This window comes from Longimonas sp. (assembly GCF_040409695.1).
Taxonomy (GTDB): Bacteria; Bacteroidota; Rhodothermia; order Rhodothermales; family Salinibacteraceae; genus Longimonas.
The window spans coordinates 1-18,357 of sequence record NZ_JARWGJ010000012.1; the positions used below are offsets into that span (position 1 = coordinate 1).

Sequence of the window (18,357 nt, forward strand, 5' to 3'; positions counted from 1 at the left end):
GACGACTAAGAAGCTGTTTTGATTTCTTAATTTGGGCTGCGAGCGGCTCCGCTGGGCTGCAAATTGCCCCCGATTTCGGCCCGTAGCCCCGGCTACGAACCTCTATCGTGGTTCAATTTTCGCCTCAGCAGCGCTCGCTCTCACCGGCAAACCAAAACCCAAACAGCTTCTAAACGATCCGGTCTGAACAGTTCGGCCTGAACGTTGAACATCATGGTTAAACAAAAAAGCCCCGCTGCGATGCTACGCAGCGGGGCTTTCGCACGGCACTGTGTGGCCTGCATATGGGATGGTACGGGGGCAGGCACGGCGTACGAGAGCCGTGGGGCGACCAGGCATCCGCTACGCGTCTGCCTGGCCGTTTGTAGACAGCTCGGTCTGGTCTTGGGCGGGGCTGTCGGTACCGGTATCGTTTTCGGAGGCCGATGCTGACGGTTCGTTGGGCGAGTCATCCTCCGCATCCGCCTCAACCAGATCGTCGAGGGCTACGCGGGTAACGTCAGCGATCGTGTCATCGTCTTTCAGGTTGATGACGCGCACGCCTTGTGTATTGCGCCCCATGGTGCTGATCTCGCTGGCGCTTGTCCGAATCATGATTCCGTTTTCCGTAATCACCATGAGATCCTGGCCATCCTGTACGCCCTTGATCCGTGCGAGGGGGCCGGTGCGTTTGGTCGTATTGAGCGTAATGAGCCCCTTGCCGCCGCGCCCCTGCACGCGGTAGCGATCGAGTTCGGTACGCTTGCCGTAGCCATGAGCCGAAAGCGTAAAGACATCGGGCGACTGGTCCGGGTCAACAGAGACCATGCCCACCAGTGTTTCGTTGTCTTCCAGCGTCATGCCACGCACGCCCTGCGTGTTGCGTCCGGTGGGGCGCACGTCATTTTCGTCGAAGTGCACAGCGCGTCCGCCCGAAGAGGCAACGACGAGGGTGTTTTCGCCTGCGGTGAGCGCCGCTTCGAGGAGCACGTCGTCTTCGTCGATCGAGATGGCGATGATCCCGTTTGAGCGGGGCCGGCTGAACGCTTCCAGCACGGTTTTCTTGACCTGCCCGTTACGGGTCGCCATCACCACGTAGTGGTTGTTCAGGAACGTCTCGTCCTCGAAGTCCTCTTTGCTAACAGAGAGGACCGCGCGGATCCGGTCGTCGGGGGCAATCTCGATGAGGTTGCGAATGGAGCGGCCCTTTGCGGTGCGGCTGCCTTCGGGAATTTCAAAGACGCGCAACCAGTAGCACTGGCCGTGGTCGGTAAAGAAGAGCAGCATGTCGTGCGAGTGCGTCACGAACAGATGCTCAATATAGTCGTCGTCGCGCTTCCCGCTGGCTCGCAGCCCAACGCCGCCGCGCCCCTGGGCCCGGTAGGTGTCGACGCTTGTGCGCTTAATGAGCCCCTGGTGCGTAACGGTGACCACCACATGCTCTCGCTCGATCAGGTCCTCGATGATAATATCGCCGCCGCCGGTGTAATCGATTTCGGTACGGCGCTCGTCGTTGAAATTCTCTTTGACGGCCAGCAGCTCGCGGCGCACAATGTCCATACGTTCGGTGCGATCTGCGAGGATGGTGTGGAGCCGCTTGATCTCCTCCATGATGTCGCGATACTCGCTCACGATCTTCTCCCGTTCGAGTCCGGTAAGCCGGCTCAGGCGCAGGCGCAAGATCGCGTTGGCCTGCTCTTCGGTGAGCCAAGCCTGCGGCTGGGGCTGCGGCGTAAGGTCTCGATACTCGGCCCCGAGAAGGCGTTCGGCGATAGGGGTATCTTCCTCGCGGTCTATGGGATGCGCGGCCGGCAAGCCCAGCTCGTCGAGGTCGGCGCGGGTGAGCGGGTCGGGATAGCGCCCGCCGATCAGGTTTTCGCGAGCGGCTGCGGTATCCGGGGAGTGGCGAATGATCGTGATGACCGCGTCGAGGTTGTCGAGCGCACGCGTAAGCCCTTCGAGCACATGCGACCGCTTCTCTGCTTTCTGCAGGTCGTACTGCGTGCGTCGCTCCACGATTGTGTGGCGGTGCTCCACGTAATGATGCACCGCCTCTTGCAGGTTCAGCACACGGGGGCGTCCGTTCACGAGCGCGACCATGTTCACGCCGAAGGTGTCTTGCAGGCGCGAGTGCTTGTACAGCTGATTTTTGACAACCAGCGGCACCGCGTCCTGCTTAAGTTCGACCACGATACGCATCCCATCGCGGTCGCTCTCGTCGCGCAGGTCTGAGATGCCTTCGATGCGGTCGTCGCGCACGCGCTTCGCGATGCGTTCGATGAGCGTGCTCTTGTTGACCTGGTAGGGAATCTCCGTGATCACGAGCGCCATACGCCCCTTCCGAATCTCCTCTTCGTGCATCTTAGCGCGCATAATGACGCGCCCGCGTCCGGTGTGATACGCCTCGTAGACGCCCGCGTAGCCGTAGATAATGCCCCCTGTAGGAAAGTCGGGCGCTGGCAGATGCTGCATGAGCCCGTCGATGTCGATCTCCGGGTTGTCGATGTAAGCGACCACCGCGTCGATTGCCTCACCCAGGTTATGGGGCGGAATCTTCGTGGCCATACCCACGGCGATGCCGTCGGCCCCGTTCACCAGCATGTTGGGGAACGCCGCCGGAAGCACGGTCGGTTCTTCGAGTGTGCCATCAAAGTTCTCCTGCGTGGCTACGGTCTCTTTGTTGATGTCGTCGAGCATGCGCTCGGCGATCTTGATCATGCGCGCCTCGGTATACCGCATGGCAGCGGCCGAGTCGCCATCAACCGACCCGAAGTTACCCTGTCCATCGACCAGCGGGTAGCGCATCGAAAAGTCCTGCGCCATGCGCACCAGCGTGTCATAGACCGATGAATCGCCGTGCGGGTGGTACTTTCCGAGCACCTCCCCGACAATACGGGCGCACTTCTTGTAGTTCGTTCCAGCAGTAAGGCCCAGCTCACTCATGCCGTATAGCACGCGCCGGTGTACGGGCTTGAGGCCGTCGCGCACGTCGGGGAGCGCCCGGCTTACAATCACCGACATGGAGTAGTCGATGTACGAGGACTTCATTTCGTCCTCGATCTGAATAGGGATAATGCGGCTGTCGTCGGTTTCCATATGTGAGTCGACTATATACTCATCTCAAAAAGGAAATTCCCCTTGTTGATGACCACGGTATGGCCAAAAGGGGAAGGGATGTTAAGTGTAGTAGTATAACAATGCACGAATCAAATAGCTACTATTTGCACGAAGAGCCAGGCCCTATAATCCTGTATTAGCGGTTCTTCATGCAGCAGCGCGGCCTATGTTTTCATACCTGTGTTTTCATGAGAGGAGGCATCCAAGATGATAGATCACGCAAGCTGGATTCGAATCGGACTGCTTGTTACCTTGGGGGCCATGCTTTGGGCAACGGCCTGGTATTCTCCTGAAGGTATTTTTGATATGTCTGCTACTACTGATTCGGCTACCCACACTGCGCGCACGCCACCGGGTTTTGACCTGCAGGGGCACCGTGGCGCGCGGGGCATGCGTCCAGAGAATACGTGGCCAGCATTTGCGTATGCCCTTGCCCTTGGCATTCCTACACTGGAGATGGACGTGGTGGTGAGCGCCGATGGCGAGGTCGTGGTATCGCACGAGCCATGGATGAGCCCTGCTATCTGTACGGCTCCCGACGGGCGCCCGCTCTCCGAGAACGAGGCGCAGGAGCACAACCTCTACCAGATGGCCTATAGCGAGATTGCAGCGTACGACTGTGGGAGCCGAGCGCATCCGTCGTTTCCAGACCAGATGCCGACCGCAGCTCCAAAGCCGCTCTTGCGCGATGTGCTTGAACGCGCCGAGGCATTCGTGCGCCGCACCGGCCGCGATCCGGTCTTCTACAACATCGAAACGAAAAGCCGTCCTGAATGGGAGACCGTCTTTCACCCGCCTCCGGATGTGTTCGCTCAGCATCTGATCGATGTGGTGCAGCAGGCTGGCGTATCCAGCCGCACCACGATTCAGTCGTTCGACCCGCGCACGTTGCGCTACACGCGAGAGGCCGCTCCCGGACTCCGACTGGCTTTGCTCGTATCGCAGCAGGCCGACAGGGGCGTGTCGCATAACGTCAATGATCTGGGATTCGTGCCTCACATTTACAGTCCCAGCTACAAGCTGGTTACCCCATCCATGATTAAACAGGCCCAGTCGACGGGAATGCAGGTGATTCCATGGACGGTGAACAGCCGGGGTGATATGCGACGTATCATAGAAATGGGAGCGGATGGGTTTATCACCGATTACCCGGAGCGCGGACAAGACGTGTTGGCTGAGACCGAAACCAGCACAGACGAATGACAGGGCTGCATGGGGAAATGCAGAGCATAACAGAAGCGTGCAAAAAGAGGCAGAGAGATTTGCACCCACTTGCGGGAGCGCACGTACGCGTCAAGGCAGTTACAAGGGCGGGTGTTGAACAATATGGTACAGACGGATATGCAACGAAACGACACAATCCGTGCCTTCAAGGGCTGCCAGGGCTGTATGTCAGTTGTAATGATGGTACAATATTAAATACTAAAGCCCAGACATCAAACCATGCGAAAAGGTCAGCGTGTTAAAGGTGTCCCATCGGAAGTGTAGGCTAAAGCAAGATGGTGACGTGGGATGCTCATGCAGCGTCTCGAGCCGGCGAGTCTGTCGCTTTGTGAGCCTGTCGCTTCGTGATGTGTAATCCGTCTTCAGGCTGCCATGCCTGCAGGAGGGTTGGTTTCTTTGTAGAACGACCATATGATTATGTCAGTATCCCGTCGCTTAGTACATCTTGCAATCGGTGTTGGCCTGGTCTGTGCCGGGTTGCTGGCTGGCATCCTGCTCATGCTGGTCTTCCCTGTTAACGAATCCGGTAGCACCTCTGAAGACACCCGGCCGCGTATCGAACTGGGCGGCAACACCGTTGCGCTGCCGCCCCCGTCTACACCGACCGCCGACTCTGTCGTTGCCTCTGATGGCATTCCGAGCCTGCAGGGGCTCAACACGGCCTTTCGCCGTGTGGCCGACCGCGTTACCCCGACTGTCGTCTTCCTTCAGGTTGAGACAGAGCGTGGAAGCGAGCGCAGCCTTCGCTTTGATGGCGACATGGAGCGGTTTCTTCCTCCTCGACCCCGGCAGAGCGTTGGCAGTGGCGTTATCCTGAGTGCAGAAGGCCATATTGTAACCAACGAACATGTGGTATCGCGTGCGCAGAGCATCCAGGTTACCCTTCACGACAAACGACAGTATCAGGGCGAGGTGATCGGTGTTGATCCGTCTACGGACCTCGCGGTGGTAAAGGTGGATGCGGACGAGCCGCTCCCCACGGTGCCGCTTGGCAACTCTGATGCCTTGCGGGTCGGAGACTGGGTCGTGGCGGTCGGCAATCCGTTTCGGCTTACCTCCACCGTTACCGCCGGCATTGTGAGTGCGCTCGGACGTCAGGTTGACATCATCGATGATACCTTCAGCATTGAGGACTTTATTCAGACCGACGCCGCGATCAATCCTGGAAACTCGGGCGGAGCGCTGGTTAACCTGAGTGGCGAGCTCGTAGGCATCAATACGGCAATTGCTACGGAGAGCGGGTCGTACGAAGGCTATGGGTTTGCGGTGCCTACGCAGCTTATGCAGCGTGTAGTAGCCGATCTCATTGAATATGGCGAGGTGCGCCGCGGATATCTGGGAGTAAGCATCGAAGAGGTTGATGCCACACGCGCCCGCCGTCTGAATATGGACCGCATTCAGGGCGTATACGTGGGTACGGTACGCCCGGGCGGCGCTGCCGACCAGGGGGGGCTGCAGGATGGAGACGTGGTGCTTTCGATTGACGGGCGCGACATCGATGCGCCAAATATGCTGCAGAGTGCCGTTGCGCAGCGGCGCCCCGGCGAAACGATGGAGCTGCGCATTCTGCGCGATGGACAGATCCAGACCAAGCGTGTTGAGCTGATGGGGCGTGAGGCGTTGGCATACCAGGAGTGGCTCTCAGATCTTGATAACAACGAAGCCCCGTCTCCTCGCCCTGGCCCTCGCGAGGATCTGCCCCGCGATGAGCCTTCAGACGACGAAGCGACCGTAAGCCTTCCTTCGTGGGGGCTGGGGCTGCGAGCGCTGACGGACGTGCACCGCACTGCTTTTGGGATTGATCGGGGCGCTTATGTGGTTTTCGTCGAAAAAGACAGCCGTGCAGAAAACGCCGGCGTCTCGCGCGACGTAGTACTTACCCATGTAGATGGCACCTCCGTAAATGATGCCGAAGAGGTCGCCGAGCGCTTCAAAGAAGCTACCGACCCTCGCGTATTAGTGCGTGTACAGCGCCGTAATGGTACCAGTGCATTTTACGATATTGAGCGTCCATAGCGGTCGCGCCCGAACGCCTGCTCTTACTCTGTTTGTTTCTCTGACTCTATGATCCGATACCTAACTGCTGGCGAGTCGCACGGCGAATCTCTCATTGGCATTGTCGAGGGGATGCCCGCACACGTCCCGCTGTCTCCGTCTGACATTAACGAGCACCTGGCGCGTCGCTGGCTGGGCTATGGGCGCGGTGGCCGCTCGAAGATTGAGAACGATAAGGTGCATATCTATTCGGGCATCCGGTTTGAAAAAACACTTGGAAGTCCCATCGCAATGCGCATCGACAACGGAGCGTACAAGAAGGACAAAGCCGGATGGCCCGAGAAGATGGCCATAGAAGGCAATGGCGAGGGTATAGAACCAGTCACGCTCCCGCGTCCGGGGCACGCCGACCTGGCAGGCATGCAAAAGTACAACTTCGACGACATGCGTCCGGTTATCGACCGGAGCAGCGCTCGCGAAACGGCCATGCGGGTGGCCTGCTGCTCCGTGGCCCGTACGCTGCTGCGCCACTTCGGCATTGAGGTAGGCAGCCACGTAACGCGCATCGGAAAGGTCGGGTACGACGGGCCGGGCGACTGGTACGACCGCGTAGAGTCGCTAATTGATGGAGGAAGCGCCCGTGCCGTCTATGAAAAGGCCGATGCAAGCGAAACGCGCATGCTCGACGAAGACATGACGACGCGTTGTGTCGAGCACATTGAAGAGGCCAAGGCCAACCGAGACTCCCTTGGAGGGACCTACGAAGTCATCGCGACCGGCGTACCTCCCGGACTCGGGTCGTATGTGCACTGGGATCGTCGCCTTGATGGACGTCTTGTGCAGGCGATTTGCTCGATTCAGGCCCAGAAAGCGGCAGAGATTGGGGATGGTGTGCGCAACGCCAGCCGCCCCGGCTCTGAGGTGCATGATCCTATCCTGCCTGGCGAGGGCGATACATACCCGCGCCGTACCAATCGCGCGGGCGGACTCGAAGGAGGCACCACCAATGGTATGCCTATTGTGGTGCGTGGCTACATGAAGCCCATTCCAACGCTGATTAAGCCGCTCGACTCGGTAGATACAGCGACGAATGAAGCACAGCCAACGCGCTACGAGCGCAGCGACATCACCAGCGTGCCTGCGGCTTCTACAGTCGCTGAAGCCACGGTGGCATGGACGCTCGCCGAGGCGCTGCTTGAAACATACGGTGGCGACACGATCGACGACGTTCGCGCTCACATGGAGAGCGACCGAGCGTCCCGGTCCCGTTAGATCCAGCACAACAGATACGGATCTGAGAAGGATACGCCTTGCACAAATTGACACGCCCAACTCTCGGGTGGTCTGCCATGTAAGATGTTGTTCTGGGGAGTGGGGACATATGGCTAACACGCGTGGCAACCTGTTTGCCAAAGTAAACTAAACAGTTGACTCTCGCGCTGTCATGCCCTATGTTAAAAAAGACCCGCATTATATAACAACTATATTACGGGTCCACCGGCGCGTTGATTGCAATTGGTTGCCACGCTTGTTGCTCTTCCTGCAAGATCTGCCCTGAGACTTCCCCACACTACCCGTTTCATCTGCGCATCTGCCCCGCTGAACGCGCCGCCTCCGACAACGCACGTTTTTGCAGTACACCCCTATGACGCGTAGTTCTCTTCGTGTTTGCATTGCAGATTTACCTGCACCGGTCGTGCTTTTGGATGCCGATGGAAACATCGAGGCCGAAAGCGACCGGTGGCGCCGCACGTTCCGCATACTGGTTCCTGGTGCCCCACAAGATGTCTCTCTTTTTGAGCTTATTGACGACCCCGATGGCGCCTGGCATGAAGCGCTGCAGCGATGTATTGATGAGAGCCGGGTGCTCCAAGGCAAGCAGCGCGTTATGCACTTTCCAGAGGCCGGTCCGCGCTGGGTTGACTGGGAGATGCGCCCCGTTCCCTCCGACGACGACGCAGAAACCGTCACTCATGCGGTCCTCTTCACAACCGACCGTACCAGCGAGCGCCAGACCGACCGGCTGCGACAGCAGGTTGAGGCCCGGTTTGACACGCTGCTCGACACCATTCAGGAGGGCGCGTTGCTTATGGACAGCGACGGCATCTTCCGGGACTGCAACGACACGGTGCCCGAAATATTCGGGCGGCCACGCTCAGAGATCATCGGGTCGCACTTCGGCGACAGCAAGTGGACGGGGCTGCGGCCCGACGGCACGCCCCTGGCCAACACCGAATTTCCGTTCTGGGTGGCCTACTACGAGCGTAAACCGGTGATGGGAGAAGTTATGGGGATCTATCCGCCCGATGCGCCGCCCCGTTGGATTCGTGTTAATGCCCGTCCGCTTTTTGAGCTGGACGAGGAGGATCCCTACGGGGTCTTTATCTGCTTTGAGGATATCACCAACGAGCAGCTGAAAGATGAGGCGCTTCAGACCTCGCGCGATGTGCTTTCGAGCGTGCTCACCAGCTCGCTTGACGGCATCGTGGTCTACTCGGCTGTGCGCGACACGCGCGGCACGATCGTTGACTTCGAGTGTGTGCTTGTGAACCCGCAGGGAGAGAAGCTCCTCAAAATATCGGCGGAAGAGATGGTGGGAACCAAGCTGCTTGAGCTTCTGCCAGAGCATGCCGATCAGGGACTGTTCGATGCATACGTTAACGTGGTACGCACTGGTGAGCCCTACGAGCGCGAACTTCGCCTGGCCGACACCGAAGGCGGCACAACATGGTGCCAGGTTATGGCTGTAAAGATTGAGGATGGCATCGCCGTTACCTTTCGCGATATCTCTGAGCGACGCGAAGCCGCCCAGGCGATGTCGGTTGCCAATGAGAAACTGGAACAGCGCAACCGCGCATTGCGCGACTTCGCGTACATTGCCTCGCACGACCTGCAGGAGCCTCTCCGCAAGATCAGCGCCTTCTCGAACCTCGTTGTTGAGGATTACGGCGACAAGGTGGATGATACCGGCAAGCACTACTTAGACCGAATGCAAGATGCAGCGCAGCGCATGTCGCAGCTCATCTCTGATCTGCTGGTGTACTCGCGCATCACAACACAGGCACGCCCTTTTAAACCGGTTGACCTCAACCAGATCGTCGCGAACGTGCTCAATGACCTGAGCATGCGTATCGAAGACGTGGAGGGAACCGTTGAGGTCGGAGATCTCGCGACCATTGAGGCCGATTCTACGCAGATGCGTCAGCTCTTGCAAAACCTCATCGGCAACGCCCTCAAGTTCCATCGCCCGGACGTGCCACCGAGAATAACGGTCGACACCATAATGGTCGACCGCGACACGCTTAATGGCGGCCCCCCAGTCGCCACCTCCTCCAACACGCTGTGCCGCCTTCGCATTACCGACAATGGCATTGGCTTTGAAGCCAAATACGTCGATCGCATCTTTACCCCTTTCCAGCGGCTGCATGGACGCGGCTCCTACGAAGGTACGGGGATGGGACTGGCTATTTGCCGGCGTATCGTAGAGCGCCACGGTGGGAGCATTGGGGTTGAAAGCGTGCCCGACGAAGGATCTACGTTCACCGTCTGGCTTCCCGCTGAGCACTCTTCAGCCTCTAACGATACGTCCACTGCGCCCGATGAACATGACCAATTCACGACAGAGAAGATCTTGGATGAGTGACGAAAGCATTCGCATCCTCCTTGCCGAAGATGACCCTGACGACCGGCTACTTACGCGTCAGGCGCTTAAACGCAGCCGTCTTGCTAACACCATTTCGATGGTGGAAGATGGCGAGGAGCTTATGCAGTACCTGCGTCATGAAGGCCCGTACAGCAACCCCGAGGATGCGCCGCGTCCGGGGCTTATCTTACTTGACCTGAACATGCCTCGCATGGACGGGCGCGAGGCGCTCAAGATTATCAAGTCGGACCCGGCGCTCCGGCGCATTCCGATCATTGTACTGACCACATCGGAAGCTGAGCAGGATATCTTGCAAAGCTACGATCTTGGAGTGAACGCTTTCGTAACAAAGCCCGTAACGTTTGATGGGTTAGCCGATGCCATCCAGGCGCTCGGTGACTTCTGGTTCGAAATCGTGAAGCTTCCCCCGCAGTACGAAGAAACCGAATGATAACAGCCACAGAGGAGATCGACGTACTCCTTGTTGAAGACGACGAGGACGACTTCCTGATTACACGGGCCTTGCTCTCGCGCGCTGAAAGCATCGAGTGTAACCTTGAGTGGGCCTCCAGCTACGACGAAGGCCTGAATGCTATTCTGTCGGGCGAGTATGACGCCTGTCTGGTTGACTACCGTCTGGGAAAACACACAGGCCTTGACCTGCTCAAGGCGATCAATGATCGAGGCAACCACACGCCCATCATCCTGCTTACCGGACAGGGCGACCTCGAAATTGACCTGACGGCAATGGCGGCCGGTGCTGCCGATTATCTCTCTAAAGAAGAAATCGATGCTCCGCTCCTGGAGCGCTCCATTCGATACGCCGTAGAGCGGGCCCAGGCCGATCAGCGCATCCGCGAACAGGCCGCGTTGCTCGACAAGGCACGTGATGCTATCATTGCATACGACATGGATGGTTCGGTGGTCTACTGGAATAAGAGCGCCGAGCGCCTCACCGGGTGGACCGCCGATGAGATGATTGGTGAACAGGCCCGTAACTACCTGTACACCGATGCACAGCGTGAAAAGCTGGACCAGTGCTTTGCAACCATCGAAGAAGAGGGCGAGTGGACCGGCGAGCTCAAGCAGCAGACCAAAGACGGTGATGACCTGGTTGTGGAAAGCCGGTGGACGCTCGTGCGCGACAACAACGGTGAGCCGTCGTCGGTGCTCGTCATTAACACCGATATTACAGAACGGAAGCAGCTGGAGATGCAGTTCCTGCGCTCGCAACGCATGGAGAGCATTGGGCGGCTGGTTGGGGGAATCGCCCACGACCTCGGTAACCTGCTCGTGCCTATCTTGCTTGGCGTTAAGGTGCTGCAGCAGCGTTTCGACGACGACGATCAGGTTGAGCGCACCCTCTCTATGATTCAGAAGAGCGCCGAGCGGGGCTCTGACATGGTCGAGCAGGTGCTGGCCTTTGCACGGGGCGTGGAGGGCGAGCGTGCCGTGCTGAATCCAGGCAGCATCATCGAGGAGGTCGAAAAAATTATCCAGGAAACGTTCCCCGACGATATAACGGTGAGGACCACCGTTGCCGATGACCTTGACGCGATTATGGGGGATGCTACGCAGATCCAGCAGGTGCTCATGAATCTGAGCGTGAATGCCCGCGACGCAATGCCGGACGGCGGCACGCTTACGGTCAATGCGGAGAACATCACGCTCTCGGCAAGCGATGCCCGTCGTAACATCGACGCCGACCCCGGCCCCTACGTGCGCATCACTGTGTCGGATACCGGTACGGGTATCCCAGATGATGCCATCGATAAGATCTTTGAGCCGTTCTTTTCGACGAAGCCGGAAGGAGAAGGCACCGGCCTCGGGCTGTCTACTGCGTACAGCATCGTGAAGAGCCACAACGGGTTCATCGATGTGCGGAGTGAAGCCGACGAAGGAACCACGTTCCGGATATTCCTGCCCGTAACAACGAAAAGCCGAAACGCAACAGCCGACGGAGCCGGCGATGAAGAGGCACGCGGACAGGGAGAGGTGGTGCTTATTGTTGATGATGAGGACTTCATCCGGGAGACGGCACAGCAGACGCTGGAGAGTGCGGGATACCGGGCGATCGTAGCCCGGCATGGCAAGGAGGCGCTCGAACTCATGGAGGAGTACCACGAGGCCATCGATGCGGTCATCACAGATCTACGTATGCCCGAGATGAACGGGCATGAGCTCATTGCCAAGCTTCACGACTCATACCCTGATCTCCCTATTATCGCAGCCAGCGGCGTAGCCGACGGACAAACGGACGCCGCCCTTGAGGCCGGTGCACGGCGGTTCTTGCCTAAGCCGTTCACAGCAGAGAAGCTCTACGGATCGCTCAACGAAGTGCTTGGCACGTCAACGAGCAAGGCCAAGTAAAGAGGCGCCCAATACGGCAGTCGTTATAGTAGCGAGTGACTGTCGTCTGGGCTGCATCATTGGATCCGGCGTAACCACCTCCTGCTTGGTCGGCAGGCCCCTACGGGTGCAGGGCTATGTTGGGGGCAGGGCGGTATCGGATCTGTACGTTTCATCAAGGCAGCCTGCCCTGAACAGTAACGCATGAGATTGCGTCGTCCTGCGTCCTCGCAATGACAGGGTGGGGGTGTTTCTTGGAGGGGTATCGCGAGTAGGGAGCGGAAGCGACGGACGCGGCGACCTTTACGTCCTCACCAAGGTCTTGCCCCGAACAGTAGCGCACGAGATTGTGTCGTACCGCATTCTCGCCAATGACATATCAAAGACCGGTAGCGGTAAGATGTTGAATAATTGTCTGTGGTTTACATCATCGCAATCTGCTCAAACCCCCTCTGTCTGCCGAGCTTCGCCAAAGGCGTGATCCTGTGGACATCTCCCCCTTGGCCAAGGGGGAGAAACCCGACACGAGCCCGTAGGGCGACTGATGGAGCGAAGCGGAATAAGGGAGAGGGGGTTCGAAAAAGGAAAGAGCTGCTGCATTCAATCGCTTTATCATTTAGAGCCTGTTTGGGTTTTGGTTTGCTGGCGAGAGCGAGCGCCGCTGTAGCGAAAATTGGACCACGATAGAAGTTCGTAGCCGGGGTTACGGGCCGATATCGGGGACAATTTGCAGCCCAGCGGAGCCGCTCGCAGCCCAAATTAAGAAATCAAAACAGGTTCTTAGCATCTATCCACTACCCAAAGACCCTTTTGCGGGTCTACCTACGGATACGTATGAAAAGCAAAAGCACACGGGGGCGGGCATGAAGCATCGGCTTCTTTCTTACCAGCGCGCCCGGTATCCGCGCACATCTACGTGTACAAAAGGGCCTCGATGGGGCGCCGGCCCGTAGATGCCGATGCCTCCAGTGTAGTCGCCCGAGCCGTTCTCCTTAACAGACGCCACGATCTCGGCTAGATGCACCGCATCGGCCCGGGTCACGCGGCCGTCGCCGGTCAGGTCGTCCATGCGGCCGTTGCCGTTTGCATCCACGAAGATGTCGGCGGCGTCGCCATAGAGGTGACGGCTGTATACGGTGGTGTTGCCGATCGATGCGTTGTAGAAGGGCGTACGGTAGGCACTCATCACGTGCAGCGTTTCCACATTGTGTCCCTCGTTGCGCACTGCGGCAAGAACCTCTTCAAGCAGCTGCAGCAGAGGCGTTTGCAGCAAGATGAATTCGGGGGTCGCATTGGTCTGCTTAGAGAGGAACTGCTGCAGGGTGAAGTGAGGGGCAACCGGCGCCGTCACAATGTCTTCTGTGACCCGAATGAACCCCTCGGGCGGCTCGTAGGCTTCGAGTCCGCGACGGGGCTCCTGCTGATAGCGCCCCACGCGGTAGCCATCCAGGCTGCGGCCATCGTGATCCCACGGGGTGAGTACAAACACCTGCAGCTGAATGGTCTGCCCCGTGGCCATGTGACGGATGCGCAGCGGGTAGAGTCCGGGCTCTTCGGGAGCGACAAAAGGCCAGGGCGCCTCCGACTGCCAGGTGAGCGTGTCAGCGGGGGCCTCAATGCAAACCTCGGGTGCAGCGGTCGTGCGGCTTTCCATGGACAGAGGAACGGCCTCACCCGGCATAGCCGTCACGGCCATGATGGGCTGCTGAATCCAGTGGCCGTTGAACTCGACGGCGAACGACGCGTCAAGAGGCGCTTCAGCCGGCGCAGGCGTTGCGGGCTGTGCCCACGCCGGGATCGTGAGGACAGCTGTGCCGAAGCAGAGGCTGGCCCAGATCAGTATGTGTGCAACACGATGAATCATGATTGCATCGGACGGTGAGTAGCCAAAAAGAAAGAGAGACATCAACAGGGCAACCCGGTTCCGGATCGTTGGGTGCATGGCACTTTCATGAAGGACGCTCCGTATCCCTAAATCAAATGCACCGCAACATCAATACCAGGCCACTCTGTTCGCTATGCGTCGTTTGCTCGTTGTTTTAATTTTTGTAGTTGGTGGATATGGACCAGCAGGGGCTTCGGGGGGAGCCTACGCCAGCGAAGAGGAGGGGCCGCTTCAAGACGTGCTCCGCGAGCGCATTGAGGCGCTCCGGTATGCCCCGCAAGGCCACGTGCAACGCGACGTGACGACGCTGCGTGCGGTCGAGCATCTGGCGGCGTTCTACGAGATGCGTTCGTTTGCACCGGTATGGGTGACGCCCACCCACCAGCGGATGACCACATACGCGCTGCGTGCGGCGCTGCGACAGGCAGAAGACGAAGGCCTGCGCATGGCCGATTATCATCTGGACGCGATGAACGAGACGTTGCAGGCGCTTCGCACGGCAGGGCCCGATGAGCGAAGAACGCTTCTGATTGACCTGGAGCTTATCTGTAGCGACGCGTTTCTGCAGTATGCCGGTCACCTGCTTGGCGGGCGGCTCGACCCGCAGCAGCTGATTCCTTCGTGGAACATTGAGGCGCGTGCTACGGACCTGTTGGATTCGTTTCAGGCGCTCAGTAACGGGCAGGCCGTGCACGAGGCACTGCAGTCGCTGCGCCCCCAGCATGCCGAGTACGACGCACTGCGGGCTGCGCTGGCCCGGTACCGGCGTATTGCGGATGCCGGCGGGTGGCCTTCGATTGCGGAAGGGCCTACGCTCGATCGGGGCATGGAGGACGAGCGCGTGGCGCAGCTCCGCGCACGCCTTGCGGTGACGGATGGAGTGGCCTCGGTGCCCGACTCGTTGCAGCCGGTATTCGACGCGCCACTGGATGAGGCGGTACGCGCCTTTCAGCAGCGGCATGGGCTTACAGCCGACGGGCGCGTTGGGCCAGCGACCCGCGCAGCGCTAAATGTGCCCGTAGAAACGCGCATCAACCAGCTCGTGGTAAACCTGGAGCGCTGGCGCTGGCTGCCAAATGATCTGGGCAGGCGCTACGTGCTCGTGAACATCGCATCGTTTGATCTGCAGGTTGTAGAGGAGGGCGAAACGGTGCTGGAGATGCCGGTGGTTGTAGGGCGCTCCTACAGACAGACCCCGGTGTTCTCGGATGAGATCTCATACCTGGTGCTGAGTCCGTACTGGCATGTGCCCCACAGCATCGCCACGCGCGACAAACTGCCCGAGTTTCAGCGCGACCCGTCGGCGGCGGCTCGGCAGGGGTTCCAGATCTTTCAGGGATGGAGCACGCAGGCACAGCCCATCGACCCGATGACGATTGACTGGGACGCGCTCTCTGCACGCAACTTTCCGTACCGGCTTCGCCAGAATCCGGGTCCGAACAATGCGCTGGGGACGGTCAAGTTTATGTTTCCGAATCCGTACAGCGTCTATCTGCACGACACGCCGGCGCGGCAGCTGTTCGGACGCGACACCCGCGACTTCAGCTCGGGGTGCATCCGCGTAGCGCGTCCGCTCGACCTGGCCGAGTACCTGCTCCGTGATAATTCGGGCTGGGACCGGGCGACAATTGAGCGCAACATGGGCCGCTCCGACGAGCGGACCGTTGTGCTCAACGAGCGTGTGCCCGTGCATCTGCTGTACTGGACGGCCTGGGCTCAGTCCGACGGCACGGTGCACTTTCGTGATGACGTGTACAACCGGGACATAGACGTACAGATGGCGCTTGCCGGCCGCGTAACGGTGCCCCCAGCGCTGCACGCTCTGCTGGACTCGGGCAACACGCCTTCTGTACGGACTACGCCGTAGATAGGCAATAGCGCCGTCGTCGGTGTGTTGACTGAGGCGCAAACAGACCAGAGCGTACGAAAAGCGATGGCCTGGATTCATCCTGGGCGGGTGGTGCCGCATCTCGCAATTATCCATACCCAACACTGGAAAGGCGCCGATAGATGAGCAGCGTTCTACACAGATGTGTGTAGCGGAGGCGGCTATACATCGGTAGGTTGAGACATCGCATAGGCCGAACACGTGCTGGCCCCCTCGTGCATGTTCTCACCTACCCAGGATTTCTATGTCCCTTTCTTCCGAGCATCTAACGTTTGCCCTTCTTTCGTTTGAAGGACCCGACCCGTATGCGCGGGCCGGCGGACTTGGCGTGCGCATTACCCATCTGGCGCATGCTTTGGCCCGCCGAAGGTTCAATACGAAGCTGTTCTTCGTGGGCGATCCTGACGCGCCCGGCAAGGAGCACCGGCTCAACGGACGACTTATCTACCACCGATGGTGTCAGTGGATCAGTGCGCATCATCTCAACGGCGTGTACGAGGCTGAGGAAGATAAACGCCGCGAATGGAATGCAACGCTTCCCGAGCATCTGCTGGCCAACGTCGTCCGGCCCGCGCTGGCTAATGGACGTCTGCCGGTGATTTTGGCCGAGGAATGGCATACAGCCGAGACGGTGATTCGCTTACACGACCTGCTTCGTGAGAACGGATTGGCCCGCCGGTGCCTCATCTTCTGGAATGCCAACAATACGATGGCCTTTCACCGCGTAGATTGGGCACGCCTGCAGGAAGCAGCGCACATCACGACGGTGAGTCGTTACATGAAGCACCTGATGTGGCCGCTGGGGGTTAACCCGCTGGTGATTCACAATGGCATCCCGAAAGAGTTGCTTGGGCCGCCTTCTACAGATCAGAAAACTGCGTTGCGGAAGGCGCTGGCTCCTGAAAAGGAGGCCTTAATGCTTTTCAAGGTGGGGCGCTTCGATCCGGCCAAGCGCTGGCTGATGGCGGTAGAAGCGGTGGCGTTGCTGAAAGAGCAGGGCTACCCGGTGGCGTTTCCGATGGCTGGAGGCATTGAACCACACGGCGAGGAGGTGCTGCGGAGAGCCCACGAACGAGGTCTCTCCATTGCCGAAATAAACGGTGATCCGTCTAACTGGAGAGAGCTTATGGCGCTGCTGAACGAGGCGCCCCGGGCTGATATCTACAACCTGCGCTTTTTCATGACGCAGGAGATGCTGCGCGTCTTTTACGCAACGTCCGATGCGGTGCTGGCAAACTCGGGACATGAGCCGTTTGGACTGGTTGGGTTGGAAGCGATGGCCGCTGGGGGCATTGCATTCACCGGATCCAGTGGCGAGGAGTATGTGCTGGATGGCCGCAACGCCGTCATGCTTGATACAGACCGCCCCGAAGAGATTGTATCCAACCTAATACGGATACGACAAAACCGGCAACGAGCCCAGTCGATCCGCTTGTTTGCGCGCTCCTATGCCGAAGACTTTACGTGGGACTGTATCGTAGATGTGCTGTTGGATAAGATCTTGTTCTGCGCGCAAGAGCAGCATATGCTCCACTACGATACCGAAGCGAACACCTACCAGCTTCCTTCGCAGGTCAAAGATGTCGTTATCTACACCGTTGTTCACCAGCCGCACCGGCCCCGGTTGCCCGCAGCGCACCTTTCTGGGGCGATGTCGATGGATGAACTCGACCATGCCCTCTTCGATGCCGATATGAACGAACACTACTTTCGGAAGGTAGCGCATACGTGCTACTATCCGGCGCTTGATCGGTTTGAGCAGCTTGTAGAGGAGGGGCTGTCGCTGGCCATTGGGTTTTCGTTGTCGTTCATCGAGCAGGCAAAGGCATGGGATCTGGCCTTGCTGGATCGCTTCCGCACGCTGGTGCAGCACGAGCGGGTGGAGCTTGTCGCGGTAGAACCCTCGCACAGTTTTATGCTACTGTGGGATATTGAGGCCTTTAAGCGCCGGATGCGCTACGCTGTCGATGAGCTGCAGCAGGTATTCGGTGAGCGCCCGTCCATTGCCGACACCACCGAACTCATGATGTCCGACACCATCTACCACGCGCTGGAGCAGGTCGGTTTCAAGGCAGCCTTCATGGACGGACGCCCCTGGGTGATGCAGTGGCGCGAGCCCACGCATCTGTATCATAATGGCCATCATGGCTCAGGGCGTATGAAGCTGCTTACGCGCCACTACCCGTTGAGCGATGACGTTGGATACCGGTTCTCTGATAAGCAGTGGGACGGCTGGCCGCTAACGGCCGATCGTTACACCCAGTGGATCGCCTCAGC

At 59.0% G+C, this 18,357-nt stretch carries 10 protein-coding genes; 8 read left to right on the forward strand and 2 right to left on the reverse strand.

Features of this window, described 5'->3' with window-relative positions; all coding sequences use genetic code 11:
• Positions 1-342: 342 nt before the first annotated feature.
• Positions 343-3,075, reverse strand: a complete 2,733-nt coding sequence (gene gyrA / locus PPP56_RS00370) for a DNA gyrase subunit A (RefSeq protein ID WP_353561624.1) — start codon at positions 3,073-3,075, stop codon at positions 343-345.
• A gap of 327 nt (positions 3,076-3,402) precedes the next feature.
• Here gyrA and PPP56_RS00375 point away from each other — a divergent pair, with 327 nt between their 5' ends.
• From PPP56_RS00375 to PPP56_RS00400, 6 genes are all read left to right on the forward strand, one after another.
• Complete coding sequence (locus tag PPP56_RS00375) at positions 3,403-4,299, forward strand: glycerophosphodiester phosphodiesterase (protein ID WP_353561626.1); 897 nt, start codon at positions 3,403-3,405, stop codon at positions 4,297-4,299.
• 438 nt (positions 4,300-4,737) lie between these two features.
• Entirely contained in the window at positions 4,738-6,336 is a 1,599-nt protein-coding gene (locus PPP56_RS00380) for a trypsin-like peptidase domain-containing protein (RefSeq protein ID WP_353561628.1), read from the forward strand.
• Positions 6,337-6,384: 48 nt separating this feature from the next.
• Complete coding sequence (aroC, locus tag PPP56_RS00385; RefSeq protein ID WP_353561631.1) at positions 6,385-7,587, forward strand: chorismate synthase; 1,203 nt, start codon at positions 6,385-6,387, stop codon at positions 7,585-7,587.
• A 373-nt stretch (positions 7,588-7,960) separates the two neighbouring features.
• The gene (locus PPP56_RS00390) at positions 7,961-9,958 is read left to right on the forward strand and encodes a PAS domain-containing sensor histidine kinase (RefSeq protein ID WP_353561633.1); all 1,998 of its coding nucleotides are present in this window, start codon (positions 7,961-7,963) and stop codon (positions 9,956-9,958) included.
• A complete protein-coding gene (locus PPP56_RS00395) occupies positions 9,951-10,409 on the forward strand; it encodes a response regulator (protein ID WP_353561635.1) in 459 nt (152 codons plus the stop codon). The genes PPP56_RS00390 and PPP56_RS00395 overlap by 8 nt, the downstream gene beginning before the upstream one ends.
• Positions 10,406-12,328 carry a hybrid sensor histidine kinase/response regulator gene (locus PPP56_RS00400; RefSeq protein WP_353561637.1) on the forward strand — a complete coding sequence of 641 codons (1,923 nt, stop codon included), beginning with the start codon at positions 10,406-10,408 and terminating at the stop codon, positions 12,326-12,328. The genes PPP56_RS00395 and PPP56_RS00400 overlap by 4 nt, the downstream gene beginning before the upstream one ends.
• Before the next feature lie 862 nt (positions 12,329-13,190).
• Here PPP56_RS00400 and PPP56_RS00405 read toward each other — a convergent pair.
• Positions 13,191-14,171, reverse strand: coding sequence for a D-Ala-D-Ala carboxypeptidase family metallohydrolase (locus PPP56_RS00405; protein WP_353561639.1), 981 nt, complete (start codon positions 14,169-14,171; stop codon positions 13,191-13,193).
• A gap of 154 nt (positions 14,172-14,325) precedes the next feature.
• Here PPP56_RS00405 and PPP56_RS00410 point away from each other — a divergent pair, with 154 nt between their 5' ends.
• Positions 14,326-16,059: a L,D-transpeptidase family protein gene (locus PPP56_RS00410; RefSeq protein ID WP_353561641.1), complete on the forward strand. Its 1,734-nt coding sequence runs from the start codon at positions 14,326-14,328 to the stop codon at positions 16,057-16,059.
• Between the two features lie 265 nt (positions 16,060-16,324).
• A partial coding sequence (locus PPP56_RS00415) for a glycosyltransferase (RefSeq protein ID WP_353561643.1) occupies positions 16,325-18,357 on the forward strand: 2,033 nt, incomplete at its 3' end.